The organism is Chitinophaga sp. ARDCPP14, assembly GCF_051362515.1.
GTDB lineage: Bacteria > Bacteroidota > Bacteroidia > Chitinophagales > Chitinophagaceae > Chitinophaga.
Genome location: NZ_JBKIXB010000009.1, coordinates 161,708 through 177,792, shown reverse-complemented (window position 1 = coordinate 177,792; position 16,085 = coordinate 161,708). Strand labels below are relative to the sequence as shown.

The window sequence follows — 16,085 nt, the reverse complement described above, 5'->3', positions numbered from 1 at the left end:
TTTTGTTCCTTAGCGGGAAAGTAGTATCTTGATTAAATTTGATTTTTGATTTATGTCTCCAGGATTATTATTCTCATTCGTCATTGCCTACTTTATCATTTTGCTGGTAGTTGCCTGGTATACAGGCCGGAACTCCAACAACGACTCCTTTTTCATCGGTAACCGCAACAGTAACTGGATGCTGGTGGCCTTTGGAATGATAGGCACCTCACTGAGCGGGGTTACTTTTGTAAGTGTGCCCGGCGCGGTGGGGCGCGACGCCTTTTCCTATATGCAGATCACCCTGGGTTATTTTATCGGGTACATTACGATTGCCTATGTGCTGATACCGCTTTATTACCGGCTGCAGTTAACTTCTATCTATAATTACCTCGACAGCCGCTTTGGAAGAAGCTCCTATAAAACCGGGGCCTCCTTCTTTATCCTTTCCCGTACACTCGGTGCTACCGCAAGGCTATACCTGGTGGTGAGAATACTGCAGGACGCCATCCTCTCCAGTTTTGGCGTGCCCTTCTGGTTAACGACCATCATCATCTTATTTATGATATTGCTGTATACCTATGAGGGCGGCGTAAAAACAATTGTATATACCGACACCCTGCAAACAACCTGTATGCTGGCCGGACTGGTAATTTGTGTAGGTTATATCCTGCATACCATGAACCTTAGCCTCGGTGAAAGCTTCACCGCCATGGGTGAAAGAGGGCTGACAAAAATTTTTAACACCGATCCAAACGACAAACTCTTTTTCATAAAGCAGATTGTGGCGGGTGCATTCATCACCATCACCATGACCGGTCTTGACCAGGAGATGATGCAGAAAAACATCTCTGTAAAAACTTTAAAAGATTCCAAGAAGAACATGGTATCGCTGGCTTTTATTATGGTAATCGTAATTGGCCTGTTCCTCTTCCTGGGTGGTTTGCTTCATTTATACGGCGCACAGCAACAGGTAACAGCCACCGGCGATAAGTTATTCCCGGAACTGGCATTGCATCATATGCCACCGGTAGTTTCAGTGATCTTCATCATTGCGCTTATCTCAGCGTTGTTCCCCAGTGCCGACGGCGCTATGACGGCCCTCACCTCTTCGCTCTGCATCGACATCCTGGACATGCAAAAGCGCACCGACTGGTCCGAAGCAGAAAAGAAAAAGTACCGTCAGCGTATTCACCTGATGATGGCGTTTATCTTCCTTCTTTTTGTGATGGTATTTGAATGGGTGAATAACCAAAGCATGATAGGCGTTATCCTGAAAGTAGCTACTTATACCTATGGACCGCTGCTGGGACTTTTTGCCTTTGGCATTTTAACCAAACGCAAAGTGCAGGATGCGCTGGTGCCGGTTGTTTGCGTAGCTGCGCCGTTGCTTTGCCTGGTGGTGGATCTCTACCAGTCGCATATTTTTGGTAAATTCCAGATAGGACTGGAACTGCTGATCATCAACGGGCTGTTTACTTTCCTGGGATTATTGCTGATTTCCCGTAAAGACTAATGATATGATCCGGATGCAGTGATGATCACTGCATCCGGGTATAAACTATTTCAATTCTTTTGTTTTATTCAGGTGGTGCAGCTCCAGCACAGTTGTTTTCCCGTTATCACTTTCCCGGTACATCGGTATAAATTTCCTGTTATAAATAATTTCCTGGTAGGTGTAAGACGTGCGTTGCAATACCGTATTGGAATACACATCATTAAAGCCTCTTACCGTTACATAAATTTCCGCATCGGCCACTTCCATATCCTGTGCCGTAAACCCGAGGAAGGGGCTGTTTTCGTCGATAGGATGCACCACGGTCCAGTTCATCGACAGTGTTTCAATTTTGCTTCGTTCCAGGGCCAGGTTATAAAACTTGTACACGGCCTCCCCGTTTTCCTGCACCTGGACACCCGCTGTTACCAGCACTTCCACGTTGGTGAGGGTATGATTTTCTTTGTAAGAAGCGAAGCGGAACATCAGGGCCGTTTTATCCTTGTAAGGAGCAATCAGCGCATGATCGCTGAACAACAGGTGTGCGCGTGGCTTTGAAAAGCGGCCATAGATAAGACCCGTAGCGACTGCGAAAGAGAGGAAGCCTGTCATTGCTTCAATGGCAGCTACAAAGTTGATGCCGTCGCCCACCGGGTTAACACGGCCATATCCTACCGTAGTAAAGGTTTCTGTACTGAAAAAGAAGACTTCTTTAAACCTTTCCCAGCCGGTTTTACCGATAATCCCCTGAAATCCTTCCGTGCCTATCCACCAGTAAATACCGGTATACAGGAGGTTAATGGAGAAATAAAAAAGCAGGATCACCAGGGCAAACTGCCAGGCGGGTACACTTAATAAGGCGTGATAAATATTAAAACGTTGCATAAACGAACGGCCTTCCCGGCGGATGTTAAAGCTTCCGTCGCGGTTAATAAACCGGCCGCCATAGCCATTTGCATTAGTACCAAAGCCGGTGTCGTCGTTTTGCCTGGAAAAAGGGTTGATTCTTTTCAGAAGCGCCATAAATGGATATTTGAGGTGTAAAGCTAAGAAGAAATGCGAGGATAATAATGAATCAGGATGATCGTGTTTGGGTGGGATTAACAGTTGGGAAGTAAAAATTTGATTTCTTGCAGAAAAGGAAAGTAATGGCACTAAATTTAAAGATAAATTTTAACGATTGTTATGAAACGGAAATACTAAAGCCGGATTTTAGTCTTTGTTGCTTTGAAACTTGTCTGAAAGATGGTAATACTGCAAAAATAGGCATTCATATTTCGGATACAGTTCATCCTTTGATTCCCGATGTCTATAATTTATCATTCGGGCCCATTAATAGTAACGGAGAAATTGATGACCGGATTAAACTCAATCACCAACACCATTCCAGGGTATTTTCAACTGTAGTGCTGGCAGCATTGACATTTCTGGAAAGGAAACAATCATGTTTTCTGGGAATTGATGGTTCAAACAATGCCCGGGCTTATATGTATTTTCGCTGTATTCAAAACAACTACGATTTTCTCACCCGGTATTTCCGAATCTTCGGAGTTAATTATTACGCAAGAATTTTGCGCAAAGAAAGGGATGAAGATTCATCCCATCCAATTGATCCGGAGGACATATTAACACTACCCAAGTCCATTCAAAAAGAGATTACGCTTACATATGAAAAGCTGTATAATTACTTCATTTTCAAACTATATCAGCCCTAAGACCATTATTTCATCAATTTATTTTATTTTCATATCTTTAACATTATGGACAAAGAAACCAGAAAAAAAATAGATGCTCTTCTTCTCAAAGCAAAGCAATGTGAAGATCAGAAAATCAAGGTTACCCTAAAGTCCGGAGGGGTAAGCTCACTCAACCAGGTTATTAAAACCAGGGAGCAAGCGCATATCTTTATGACGATATTGAAGTCTTTATAATTAAATCAATAAATAGAAATGGCGCAGGATTTAATCTCCTGCGCCATTTCTATTTATTACAGTCGCCCGTCTATAAAAATCGACCAGCCAATTACCTTATAAAAAATCAAACTATTGACAATCTCCGTCCGGCGTACAAACCTGGCCTGATAAGGTATCCAGTGTAGTTACCAGCTGTGTGCTTTTCCATTCTGCAAACGCCTGTTCCAGTGTTTGTGTGAAAGCGTCTACCGGTTGCGCGCCTGACACGCCGTATTTGCGGTCCAGTACAAAAAACGGAACACCCCGGATTCCCAGTTGTTGCGCTTCGTCCACATCCTTGCTCACTGCGGCGGCCATTTCTGATGTTTCCAGTACAGCCTCCACAGTAGCTTTATCCAGCCCGATTTCCAGGCCCAGTTCCAGCAGGGTGGCATGGTCGCTCACATCTTTACCTTCCGTAAAATAGGCATAAAACAGGCGTTCTTCTGCTGCATCGCCGAGGCCCTGCTGTTTCGCCAGCTGAATAAGGCGGTGGGCATCAAAAGAATTGGCGATAACTGCTTTATCAAAATTATAGGTAAGACCCGCTTCACGGGCGGTACCGGCCAGTTGTTCGTGTACGGTTAACGACCATTCGCGCGACTGCCCCTTCATTTCTGCTACATAGTCATATACATCTTTTCCCGGCTGCGATTTGAGGGAAGGGTTCAGCTGGAAGCTTTTCCATTCCACCGTGATGTCGTCTTTCCCCGGAAATTTCTCCAGTGCTGCTTCAAATCTCCGTTTGCCGATGTAGCAAAACGGACACATGATATCAGACCATATTTCTACTTTCATTAATTTAAATTTAAGTTCCACCAACAAAGTTAATATATTTGCTATCAGAAAGTAACCAGTTTCCTTAAAGTAAGTGCTTTACAAAAGGTAACCAACTGTATGCAGATGAAAACAGAAGAACTCACGATAGATTGTGGCAGACCCGGGGCGGAAAGCAGTGCTCATACCGATTGCCATAAAGTGATTATGCCGGTAAGGGACGCGCTGGATGTGATCAGCGGAAAATGGAAACTGCCCATTATCATCGCTGTTTCCCGGGGTCATAAACGTTTCCGGGATATAGAGCGCAGCATTCCTAAAATAACGTCGAAGGTGCTTTCCAAAGAGCTGAAAGACCTGGAAACGCATAAGCTGGTGAAGCGAACTGTGTACGATACACAGCCTGTATCGGTAGAATATACCTTAACGCCTTATGCGGCTACACTGGACAGTGTGATCATTGCCCTGCAGAAATGGGGCATTCAGCACCGGAAAAAAATACTCGGCAAATAATACCATCAGCCGGAGGATGACCCCGGCTGACGTTTATTCTTCCGCTATCTTCAGTACTATTTTTCCCCTTCCGCTACCACCGTTTTTACTGTATTCCTGTGCTTCAGCGGCGGCCGACAGGGAATGAAATACTTTGCGGACGTAAGGCCGGATCAATCCTTTATCCAGCAATTGATGCACCTCCTTCATGGAAGCGAGTGTTTTGGTGCCACCCCACAGCGCGCGGACGCCTGCCGCAGCCACCTTCTCCTCGTCAGGCATTTGCACGATACACAATAATACGCCTTCGGGTTTAAGCACCGCCAGCGATCTTTCCGTGGTATCTCCGCCAACAGTATCAAATACAATATCGACCGGCGCTACCTGGGTTTCAAATGGCGCAGCCTTATAATCAATTACTTCATTGGTGCCCAGCGAGGTAACGAAATCCAGATTCTCTGCACTGGCCGTGGCAATTACATATGCGCCTGCATTATAGGCCATTTGTACGGCGAAATGCCCCACTCCGCCTGCGCCTGCATGAATAAGAATGCGTTGTCCCTTTACGAGGCCGGCCACATCAAACAATGCGCCCCAGGCCGTTCTGGCGCCGGCCATGGTAGCTGCTTCCTCAAATGATATGCCGGGTGGCTTACGGAATAAACCTTCGCCCTGCGCAATGGCATAAGCGGCATAGGAGCCATCTACAGAACCATATACCTCATCGCCGATTTTTTTGCCGAATACACTCTCGCCTACTGCAGTGATAATACCGGAGGCTTCTACACCCGGGATATAGGGCAACGGATGTTTCATAAATCCTTCTCTTATTTTCCAGTCAATCGGGTTTACACCGCTGGCTACCACTTTGATCAGCACCTGGTCTTCTGCCGGCACCGGAACGGGCACCTCGTGCAGTTGCAACTGCTCAGGGCCTCCATATGCTTGAACACTAATAGCCGGTATGTGGAGGTTTTTCATAGCTTTTTTTATGCTAATGTATTGAAATAAGAATTACAAAGGGCAAATCCATAATTGGTAATTCTTTACCTTTGCGGTTCATATTATAGTAGTATCATGACTTTTGGTGATTTAAACCTGAATACCCCATTATTAAACGCGATAGACGAATTAGGTTATAAAAGACCTACCACCATACAACAGCGCGCCTTTTCCGTTATCATGTCCGGACAGGATGTGTGCGGGATTGCGCAAACAGGTACCGGTAAAACTTTCGCTTACCTGTTGCCCACATTACGGCAGTTTAAATTTTCGAAAGAAAAATATCCCACTGTACTGATCATTGTACCTACCCGGGAACTGGTAGTACAGGTGGTGGAATCCGTTAAAAAGCTCACTACCTACATGAATGTGTCAGTGCTGGGCATTTATGGCGGCGTGAATATGAATCCTCAGATGGAGGCGGTGCAGGACAAACTGGATATTCTCGTGGCTACCCCCGGGCGCCTGTACGACGTTATCCTTAGCGGCGCCTTGAAAGTGAAACTGGTAAAGCGTCTTATTATTGATGAGGTAGATGAAATGCTGAACCTCGGTTTCCGGACCCAGTTAAGAAATATCATGGACCTGTTGCCTCCAAAGCGGCAGAACCTTATGTTTTCCGCTACCATTACGGAAGACGTGGAGAAAATGATTGAAACACATTTTAATAACCCGGTAAGAATAGAAGCAGCGCCTACCGGTACCCCACTGGAAAACATCGACCAGATCGTATACAGGGTTCCCAACTTTTATACAAAGGTGAACCTCCTGGAAATGCTGATCACGGACGATAAAACCATGACCAAAACCCTCATTTTCGCCGCCACCAAACAACTGGCGGATGATCTGCATGAGCAGCTGGAGAAGGAATTCCCCGGCCAGGTAGGCATTATTCACTCCAACAAGGAACAGAATCACCGTTTTAATACTGTCCGTAAATTTCAGCAGAACGAATACCGTTTCCTGATTGCTACAGACATCATTGCCCGCGGACTGGATATTGCAGAGGTAACGCATGTGATCAACTTTGATACGCCGGAAGTACCGGAAAACTATATTCATCGTATAGGCAGAACCGGTAGAGCTGATAAGAAAGGAATTTCTATCCTGTTTACCAAAGACGCAGAAACAGAAGACCTGGCGCGGATAGAAAGCCTGATGAATTATGCCATTCCCGTGCAGCCATTACCGGACGACTTGGTAATTTCTGATGTCTTAACGGAAGATGAAAAACCGAAGGTACATATGCGGAATACGCTGGTAAAGGCGCCCAAGCGGGAAGACGTAGGCCCTGCTTTTCACCAGAAGCTGGCTAAAAATATGAAGACCAACAAAAAGGTGACCCACAAAGAAAAGATGATGCTGAAATATGGCAAACCCAAGAAAAGGGGCGCCAAAAAGAAATAGTAAAGGCGGGTTATTTTGTGCAGACTGCACAGAATAACTCCGTTTTCCTCCTCCTGCTCCCCTGCCTATTCCTGTTTCAAACACCTGAGACAGCTTCCGGAAATGACGGAATAACAATTCATTAACAAACTTTACTTCTAATTAAAAATCCGCCCATACCCCCTGATCGAATATATTCTGTAGTGTGCATGTTATTGTATCAAAATCAGTTGTCTTACGGGTGGTTTTTCCTCATTGCTTAAAATAGCCATGCTGTTTCCTGCCCTGTCTGACGTATTTCCTAACCGCGTATCAGTAACCATTTGACAACAGCAGCCGTTGCCAGGCCTGCGATTATCAACTAAATCCCAGCATGAGTGCATCTATCAACGATATTGAATTGCTTGCACAACTGAAATCGGGCAGTGTTTCCGCTTTCCAGTATTTTTATGAGAGCTACCGTCAATGGTTGTATATGACTGCATACACAATACTCAGAAACGAAACCGAGGCCCAGGAGCTGGTCCAGGACTTTTTTGTCGACTTCTGGCAAAAGGACCTGAGCGCGCGGATAGACCTGAGCGCCACCGGTTCTCTCAAAAACTTTCTCTTTGTCAGCGTACGTAACCGCTGTTTGAATAAAATTGCCAAAGATGCCACCAGGAACAAAAGGTTAAAGGAAATCATGCTGCCTGAAACCTACACGATTCCTCCAAGCAGGCTGGAAAACAACGAGCTGAAAGAGCAGCTGGAAACCGCCATCAGTCAGCTTCCGGAACGCCAGTCGATGGCATTCCGGCTGGCTTACCAGGAACATAAAACGCGAAAAGAAATAGCAGCCTTCATGGACACCACTGAAGAAACTGTAAAAAAACAGGTAGCCAACGCGCTGAAAACTTTAAGGGCATCCTTAAAAAAAATCCTTTTTTAATACCCCGCCAGATTAAATAAACGGTTAATAGTGTACATGAACAGCGCAGAAGAAATATACAGGCTAATGACGGAAAAGCTTGCGGGAAGAATTTCCGCAGCAGATGACCAATTGCTGGAAGAACTTATCGAAGAAGACGAAGTAGTAAGGGAGAAGTGGGAACAACTTTCCATGATGCAGATCCCAGCCCCTCCTGCCCCGTGGCTGGAAGTGATTGACTTTAAGCAGAAAAAGCCACTGTACCGCACCATACTTCCCTGGGCAGCCGCAGCAGTGGTAATGGCCCTTGTAGCATTTTCGGCCTGGAAATGGGACTTTTTCGCCTCGCCCAAACCAGCGCCGGTGGCCACCATCAATAAAGATGTGCTGCTGGAAATCACCGGCCAGCCCACCATCAACCTGACCCAATCAGCCGGCAACGTAACTATTGGCGGTAAAACGATTCCCAATAAAAACAATACCCTTTATCTCAACGCATCAGACGACCTGCCGCAAGGCATTCACTCATTGATAGTACCGCACGGCAAAAGCTATGAAGTAGCCCTCCCGGATGGTTCCGTAATTACGCTCAATGCTGCTACCACCATGGATTTCCCGGCTACCTTTAAGGGGGCCGACAGGGAAATTACCCTGAACGGGGAAGCATACCTGAATATCGCGAAGCGCGCCGGTAAACCTTTCCTCGTACATCTTCCCAACAGCACCGTGGAAGTACTGGGTACCAGCTTTAATATCAACAGCTACGACAGTGGCATGGTGAAAGTATCCCTGGTAGACGGAAAAGTGCGGATGAAAGCCGGTAAAAAAACCGTTACTATGAAACCCGGACAGCAGGCTATCTTCAACAAAGAGGCCGCTACCCTGGATACACAACCTTTTAACGCTACTGTAGAACTGGGCTGGCAGAAAGGGCTTTACTGCTTTTCTGATACCCACCTGGATGAAATATGTAATGCCATCTTCCGGTGGTACGGCGTTCGCGCTACCCTGGATCATCCTGACCTTGCCAGCAGAACCTTCACCGGTTTGCTGGATAAAAATACACCGATAGGCTTCCTCCTGGAAGGTATAAAAGCCACTACAAATACCGATTATTATTTTACCGCGGATAGTACATTGCATTTCAAATAACAGGCAATATCAAAGGAAATTAACCATGAGTCAACCGAAAACCAAGTACCTGCTGATCAATCCGGGGAAAAGAGTTTGCACCACTTACGAACAGGTTCCCGGCTACCTGCAGTCGCAACTGATCCCTAATGCCAAATGCTTTGCCGATATTGATGAAAACGGGGTGATCATGGATCAGGAGATAGCGCTCAATGAACTGTCTGTCCACTACGCCCTGGTTCATCTGAAACAGGGCGTGGAACTTACCACGGTAGCGCCGGACAACGCCTGTCTGCCTGTTTGTATTTCCGGTTTTGCTGAAAATGCGGCGGCTTTTCCCATGAAGATGAAACCGGGCAAAAAGGAAATGAATACCCGGGAAGGCGCCACTCACACCACCACCCTGATCACAGAAAAGGAATTTACGATCAACTTTCACGTAAATCTGCACCTGCCGTCGGCGAAACACCTGGTCTCTGAATTTCCCCTGTTCAAGGTGTTGAATCTGAAAGAACCGGCTGCAGACAAACAGCCCGTTAAAAAAGCTCCTTATCATCTTAATGAAGTCAACTACCAGATCATGCACCGGATCCGCAGCTTCAAAGCAGTGGGCGAAACGGCAGACGTTTTCTTCCGGCGTAATGCCATCGACTTTTACGCTACCTATCTCCGTTACCTGCAAGGCCCTCCCTCGCTGATGCTGATGGAACACTACCGCGAAAAGCTGCGGGAAATAGCCAATTATATTATTCATCATCCGGCGGAAGCGACCTGCAAGGAAGCGCTCTGCGACCGGTTTAGCGTAGCGTCCGAATTCCTGGAAGCACCATTTGAACAGGAATTCCTCATCACTGTGGAAGAACTGATCCTGCAGGAAAAAATGGCATTTGTATTTAAAATGCTTATTGAAACCGACCGTACACTCACGCATATTGCCAGTCTCACCCAATACAGCGGATGGGAAGAACTGTCAGATGTATTTGAAAAATATTATAAATGCAATATCGCAGAACTGCGAACCGCACAATAACCCCTTACCTGTGGTCACCCGGCGGCAGCACTTATGTTGCTGCTGAGTGCCATATGGCGCCGCCTTACTTCCCTGTGGGCGGCAACTCCTTCAGTAATTCCTTTATAAACAGATCTGCCGCTTTTTTGTGATACGTTTCTTTTTGCCAGATGATATATGCCCGGCGTTGTAACTCCTTTCCTTCAATAGGAATGGCCACCAGGTTTTTCCATCCCAGCAAGGCCCTTTCGTTAAGTAGCGTAGCCCAATGTCCTTTCTCCACCAATGATAAAATAGAATGCACATCATTCATTTCAATCTTCACCGAAGGCTGAATTTTATTCTTCTGTAACACTTCGTCCAGCGAATCACGGGCGCTGAAACCCCGCGAGGCAAAGATCAAATCCATACCATTTAAACTTTGCAGGTTGATCTTTTTTAATCCTGCCAGCTTGTTCTTTTTAGACACCGCCACTACAATCCGGGAACGGAACAGCTCACGAGTTTCGAGGTCTTTGTAAAACGCATCCTGGTGAAAAGCCAGTACCAGGTCCAGTTCAGACGCTCTTAGCTTATTCTCCAGCTGTTCAGTAGTACCATACTCCACGAATATTTTGATGCCGGGATATTTTACCGGGAAAGTGGCCAGCGCCGGCAACAGGAACGAGGTAAAGGCATACGTAACGCCTATACGTAATTCGCCGCTCAGCATATTCTGCAAATCCTGGATCGCCTGTTTGCCTTTCTCCACGTCGAGCAGGATTTGCCGGGCATGCAGCAGGAAAACCCCGCCTGCCTCTGTGAGGTGAACATGCTTGCCGATCCGGTCGAACAATAACATGCCCAGTTCATTTTCCAGCTGCTTGATCTGTTGCGATAAAGTAGACTGGGTAATGTACAGCGCCGCTGCCGCTTCTGTAAAATGCGCCATTTCTGCGGCCTTCACGAAATACATCAGTTGACGGAGTTCCATGCACTAATCGTTTTTATCAATCAATATCATTAAAACAATCTATTTAACAAATATACTTCACTTACCGAAATTTGCACCAGTTCAATAACGGATCAATACCCTAAATATGATTTCTAAATGGATGCTTTTCGTGCTTTAAAATCCCGGAATTTCCGGTTATTCTTCTACGGACAATCAGTTTCACTTATAGGTACCTGGATGCAGAAAACAGCCGTATGCTGGCTGGTATACCGCCTCACCAACTCGGCAGTGCTGCTGGGGGTAGTGAGTTTTGTAAGCTTAATTCCTTCCCTGCTCCTGTCGCCATACGCCGGCAGTTATATCGATCGCCACAACCGTTACCGGATCCTGATGATCACCCAAATCATTTCCATGCTGCAGGCAGGCGCATTGGCGCTCATGATCCTGTTGCGTTACTATAATATTCCGGGCATCATCTTACTATCGCTGGTACAAGGCGTTATCAACGCCTTTGATGTTACCTGCCGGCAATCGCTGATGGTGGAAATGGTAGAAAAAAGGGAAGACCTCCCCAACGCCATTGCGCTGAATTCCACGATGTCTAATTTTGCCCGCATCGCAGGGCCTGCGCTGGCAGGGATTATCCTGAGTACTTTCGGGGAAGATATCTGCTTTGTCAGCAACTTCCTGAGCTATGTGCCGGTGCTGATCTCTTTATGGATGATGAAAATTGTACTGCCGCCGGTTCTCCGGTCGGACCGGAGCATATGGGCCGAACTAAAAGAGGGTTTTCATTATATCGCCGGTGATAAAGACTTATCGTCGCTCCTGCTCATGCTTTCAGCCAGCAGCCTGTTTGTGATTCCCTTCAATACCCTGATGCCGGTATTTGCCAAAGACATTTTCAATGGCGACGCCAAAACATTCAGCTGGTTTGAAAGTGCTGCTGGTCTTGGGTCTATTGCCGCAGCCATTTACATGGCCAAACTAAAGCCGGGAAAGGATCTTGTAAAGCTCCTCATTACTGCCAGTCTTATTTTTTCGCTCAGCGTACTATTGTTGTCGCTGTCGGGCTGGTTGCCGCTGGCACTGGTATTTATGGCGCTTTCCGGTGTGGGTATGATGGCGCAAACCGCGTCTATTAATACTTACATTCAAACACACGCTATTCCCACCATGCGCGCAAGGGCTATCAGTTATTATATCATGGCTTTTCAGGGCATTATTCCCGTGGGCAGTTTGCTCACCGGGCTGCTGGCACATTTTATAGGTCCGCGGTTAACGGTATTTGTAGCAGGTTTGGCGGGCGCCGTGGCTACAGTGGTATTTGTTTATTATCGTAAAAAATTACGCTTTCACCACTACGAAATACAGGAGGATCGTCGCGCTGGTGTGGCAGCATAACTGAAAAAGCCCGGACTGTGAGGCTACACCGCCCAGGCTTTTCTTATTAAAATTTAAACGACAAACTTCCGGTAAAGCTTCTCAGCTTCTGTGGATTTACAGTAGTATAGCCAATCCAGTAATGCTTATCCGTAATGTTATCCATTTTAACCGCCACGCGGAAACGGGGTTGATCGTAGAAAATACTACCGTTTAACACGGTGTACGATGGCAATATAAAAGTACCGACCGTTCTGTCGTTCACTATTTTATTGTCGCTGGCATAATTACCGCCAAAACCAAAACCAAGACCGTCGGCTACGCCGGCGGATATACGATAACTGAGCCACAGGTTAGCTACTGAAGGCGCGCCAGCAGTACCGGGACGCATTCCTTCCACCTCTTTAGCAGCGGCCTCATATTTGGAATCATTATAAGCAAAACCAGCCACAATGTTAAAGCCCTGGAAAGGATTGGCAATTACTTCTGCCTCAAATCCTTTACTCACCTGCGTTCCATCCTGTACAGAGAAATTGGGGTTCGCCATATCCGGACGGAGTACATCTTTTACTTTGATATTATAGTAACTGAGCGTACTGTTAATACGGCCATTCAACAACTGTAATTTCACACCTCCTTCCAGCTGGTTGGCCTGCTCCGGTTTAAACGCTTTCCCCGCAGCACTGGTGCCTACCTGGTTAGTAAACCCGTTCTGATAATTACCGAATATGGAGATCCTGTCCTTTAAAGGCTCATACACGATACCCAGTTTTGGAGAGAAAGCGGTTTGGTTGTAGCCACCTTCATAAATACCTTTTACATCATTGTAACTGCCCTTGTTATCAAAATAATCCACGCGGAGGGCGGCCATGATTATCAGGTTATCGGTCAGGTTCAACAAATCCGATACATAGGCACTGTAAGTATTGGTAAGGTTCCGGATAGGAAACGTAAATGCCAAACCGTGATTATTGTACAATGTATCCAGGTTACGGCGATTGAAATTGGAATAGGTGGGGATATCGCCGTGAGAAGGAATGGTATCATAGGTACCGCCACCAAAGAACTGGTCGGCATTATGATGGAAATAATCCAATCCGCCAACGAAACGGTTTCTCAGGCTGCCGATGTTAAAATCTCCATTAAAGTTTTGTTGTATTTCCAGGATACGATCCCTGCTGTTATCGGTAAACTGGTCGTTACGCGAAATATAGTTACTTCCTTTGGCGCCAGCTACCCCGGTAGCCGCGGCGTCAGACAGGAGATAAAAATAGGGAGAAGGACCATCTGAAAAGCTGTTGGTAGAGCTGATGTTGGTGCTCATGGACCACTGGTCAGACAACTTATACTTCATTTGCCCGAAAATATTGGTATTACGGGAAGTCTGGTACAGGTCATTCTTTGCATAGGCACGTTTGTAATCTATCTTCAGCTCATCGGCGCGGTTAGTGCCCAGATCAGCCATGGGCTGCATATACGGGAAGAAAAACACACCCAAACCGGTATTCTGTCCCGTGGAATATTCTGCATCGAAGAGGAAAGACAGACGGTCGTTGACCCTATAGGATAAACTTGGCGCGAAGGAGAAATTTTTGTTAAAGCCATAATCCTGCCAGCTGCCTTCGTAATTATAGGCCGTATTGATTCTCAGTAATACGTCCTTTTCCTTGTCCAGCGGCGTATTTACGTCGGCGCTTACGCGGTTAAAACCGTAACTGCCCATTGCGTAGGTAACATCTCCGCCGAAATGATCGTAAGGTTTTTTGGTAACGCGGTTAATGAGGCCGCCGTAGGAAGTAAGACTGTTACCAAACAAGGTGGCAGACGGTCCTTTGATGACTTCCACCTGCTCCAGGTTATAGGCATCAATTTTAGCGGTCACATTACCAGCCAGGCCATTGCGCAATTTACTCTGGGTGATAAACCCGCGGAGGTTATAATAACCGCCACCATCGCCGCCTCTGCCCGTGGCGTCCCACATACGGGTAAGACCCGGTGCATTTTTCAGGGCATCATCCACTGAAAATACCACCTGCTGCTGTAACAGTTCTTTCGTGATGGTGCTGTATACCTGCGGGTTTTCCAGGTTTTTCAGCGGCATTTTTGCCACATCGTAGCTGGAGGTTTTGATGAGTTTATTATGGTTACCGGTTACCACTACTTCTTTCAGGGCTTTGCTGGTAACGGCCAGCTGCAACCTGATGGTAGTGGTTTTCCCGGCATTTACCACTACCTGTTCCTCTATGGGGGTGTACCCCATCAGCGTTACGGTGAGGTGATAACTGCCCGGTTTTATGCGGTTAAACACGAAAGATCCATCCGTTTCCGATATTGCGGTTTCATTCGTTTCCTGTAAGAGGATGACTACATCACTGGCAGGCTTACCATCTGTGGTGATCACTTTTCCCCTGATGGTACCAGCATTCTCCTCTTCTGCCCGCAGGCACACGGGTGAAAAAAGGAGTACGATAAATAAAAAAACTAAGCCGGTTTGCCTGATCATATTTTGCTTTTTTTGATGGTGCAAAATTGGAGCAGGCAAGACCGGCAATGTAATCGTATCCGGAATTTTATTTACGCAATAGGGAAATGTTTAGCGGATCACCGCTTTGGTAACGCCTTCGCGGGTGATTTTCACTGGTTTGATATAACCGTCTTTATCAAAATACATCCGGTCAATACAGGTTTCACGGGAATTAGCCGCTTTTTCGGTTAATGGACGGCGGTGGTACACTATATACCAGCGGTTTTCCTCCGGAATACCGATAACAGAGTGATGACCTGCGCCAGTGGCGATGGTGGCGTCCTGTTCCAGGATTTTGCCGATCCTTTTGAACGGGCCCATCGGGGAATCAGCGATGGCGTAGGCCACGCTGTAGTCGGGGCCTGTCCAGCCGCCTTCAGACCACATAAAGTAGTACTTACCATCTTTTTTGAACATGGTGGGTCCTTCCACGTATTTTTCGGGAGTGATTTCTTTAAAGGTAGTGCCGTCTGCAAAGGGAATGAAGCCGGTTAAATCGGGTTTCAGCTGTGCAATATTACAATGTCCCCATCCGCCGTAGATCAGGTAATACTTCCCGTCGCTGTCGTGAAATACATACTGGTCGATGGGTTGCGCCTTATTAATGATCTTATCCACCAGTGGTTTGCCGAGATAGTCTTTAAACGGACCGGCAGGATTGTCGGCCACCGCCACGCCAATGCCGCCTGTTTCCTCGTTGTTCTGTATGTCGTTGGCGCCAAAGAACAGGTAATACTTATTCGCTATTTCTATAATGGACGGCGCCCATACGGCGCGTTTGGCCCACTTCACCGAAGCGGTATCCAGGATATGCGGGTGTTTTGTCCAGTTAACCAGGTCGGGCGACGAGAAAGCGTCGAAGAACACCTGTTTTTCGTAAGCGGCAGAATAGGTAGGATAAATCCAGTATTCCTTACCAAATACCACTCCTTCCGGATCGGCGTACCAGCCCGGGAATACGGGGTTTCCGGATAACTTGTCCAGCTTTTTCTGCTGGGCCATTGTAACATGCGTACTTCCTGCGAGCAACAACAGGGCTATCAATCTTTTCATGTAACCAGATTTTATGAATCGTTAAAAATAATAAAAATCGCTGGCCGTTCTTAAGAGA

Annotated in this window: 14 protein-coding genes; 8 read left to right on the top strand and 6 right to left on the bottom strand. The window is 46.6% G+C overall.

The window, feature by feature from the left end:
• The first annotated feature begins 52 nt into the window (after nt 1-52).
• On the top strand, nt 53-1,495 hold the full coding sequence (locus tag ACLHR0_RS23500) for a sodium:solute symporter (protein WP_429047663.1): 1,443 nt from the start codon (nt 53-55) through the stop codon (nt 1,493-1,495).
• Between the two features lie 45 nt (nt 1,496-1,540).
• Here the strand turns inward: ACLHR0_RS23500 and ACLHR0_RS23495 are convergent, their stop codons facing one another.
• Complete coding sequence (locus tag ACLHR0_RS23495; protein WP_436489962.1) at nt 1,541-2,497, bottom strand: ion channel; 957 nt, start codon at nt 2,495-2,497, stop codon at nt 1,541-1,543.
• 125 nt (nt 2,498-2,622) lie between these two features.
• Between ACLHR0_RS23495 and ACLHR0_RS23490 the strand changes: the two genes are divergently transcribed.
• Nucleotides 2,623-3,189: a DUF6934 family protein gene (locus tag ACLHR0_RS23490; protein WP_436489960.1), complete on the top strand. Its 567-nt coding sequence runs from the start codon at nt 2,623-2,625 to the stop codon at nt 3,187-3,189.
• A 327-nt stretch (nt 3,190-3,516) separates the two neighbouring features.
• On the opposite strand, the gene ACLHR0_RS23485 is transcribed toward ACLHR0_RS23490, so the two are convergent.
• Entirely contained in the window at nt 3,517-4,224 is a 708-nt protein-coding gene (locus ACLHR0_RS23485; protein WP_436489958.1) for a DsbA family oxidoreductase, read from the bottom strand.
• 105 nt (nt 4,225-4,329) lie between these two features.
• On the opposite strand from ACLHR0_RS23485, the gene ACLHR0_RS23480 reads away from it, so the two are divergent.
• The gene (locus ACLHR0_RS23480) at nt 4,330-4,716 is read left to right on the top strand and encodes a winged helix-turn-helix transcriptional regulator (protein WP_436489956.1); all 387 of its coding nucleotides are present in this window, start codon (nt 4,330-4,332) and stop codon (nt 4,714-4,716) included.
• A 33-nt stretch (nt 4,717-4,749) separates the two neighbouring features.
• Here the strand turns inward: ACLHR0_RS23480 and ACLHR0_RS23475 are convergent, their stop codons facing one another.
• Nucleotides 4,750-5,676 carry an NADP-dependent oxidoreductase gene (locus ACLHR0_RS23475; protein ID WP_436489955.1) on the bottom strand — a complete coding sequence of 309 codons (927 nt, stop codon included), beginning with the start codon at nt 5,674-5,676 and terminating at the stop codon, nt 4,750-4,752.
• 96 nt (nt 5,677-5,772) lie between these two features.
• On the opposite strand from ACLHR0_RS23475, the gene ACLHR0_RS23470 reads away from it, so the two are divergent.
• The 4 genes from ACLHR0_RS23470 (at nt 5,773) to ACLHR0_RS23455 (ending at nt 10,154) form a co-directional block, all read left to right on the top strand.
• The gene (locus ACLHR0_RS23470) at nt 5,773-7,104 is read left to right on the top strand and encodes a DEAD/DEAH box helicase (protein WP_429047652.1); all 1,332 of its coding nucleotides are present in this window, start codon (nt 5,773-5,775) and stop codon (nt 7,102-7,104) included.
• Nucleotides 7,105-7,456: 352 nt separating this feature from the next.
• A complete protein-coding gene (locus tag ACLHR0_RS23465; RefSeq protein WP_370910302.1) occupies nt 7,457-8,014 on the top strand; it encodes an RNA polymerase sigma factor in 558 nt (185 codons plus the stop codon).
• Between the two features lie 36 nt (nt 8,015-8,050).
• A complete protein-coding gene (locus tag ACLHR0_RS23460) occupies nt 8,051-9,145 on the top strand; it encodes a FecR family protein (protein ID WP_429047649.1) in 1,095 nt (364 codons plus the stop codon).
• Nucleotides 9,146-9,170: 25 nt separating this feature from the next.
• On the top strand, nt 9,171-10,154 hold the full coding sequence (locus tag ACLHR0_RS23455; protein ID WP_436489952.1) for a hypothetical protein: 984 nt from the start codon (nt 9,171-9,173) through the stop codon (nt 10,152-10,154).
• A gap of 64 nt (nt 10,155-10,218) precedes the next feature.
• Here the strand turns inward: ACLHR0_RS23455 and ACLHR0_RS23450 are convergent, their stop codons facing one another.
• Nucleotides 10,219-11,106, bottom strand: coding sequence for a LysR substrate-binding domain-containing protein (locus ACLHR0_RS23450; protein WP_370910299.1), 888 nt, complete (start codon nt 11,104-11,106; stop codon nt 10,219-10,221).
• Between the two features lie 117 nt (nt 11,107-11,223).
• On the opposite strand from ACLHR0_RS23450, the gene ACLHR0_RS23445 reads away from it, so the two are divergent.
• Entirely contained in the window at nt 11,224-12,471 is a 1,248-nt protein-coding gene (locus ACLHR0_RS23445; RefSeq protein ID WP_436489950.1) for an MFS transporter, read from the top strand.
• A gap of 46 nt (nt 12,472-12,517) precedes the next feature.
• Here ACLHR0_RS23445 and ACLHR0_RS23440 read toward each other — a convergent pair whose 3' ends face one another.
• Nucleotides 12,518-14,953 carry a TonB-dependent siderophore receptor gene (locus tag ACLHR0_RS23440; RefSeq protein ID WP_436489948.1) on the bottom strand — a complete coding sequence of 812 codons (2,436 nt, stop codon included), beginning with the start codon at nt 14,951-14,953 and terminating at the stop codon, nt 12,518-12,520.
• Nucleotides 14,954-15,043: 90 nt separating this feature from the next.
• On the bottom strand, nt 15,044-16,027 hold the full coding sequence (locus ACLHR0_RS23435; protein ID WP_429047641.1) for a glycoside hydrolase family 43 protein: 984 nt from the start codon (nt 16,025-16,027) through the stop codon (nt 15,044-15,046).
• Nucleotides 16,028-16,085: the final 58 nt, after the last annotated feature.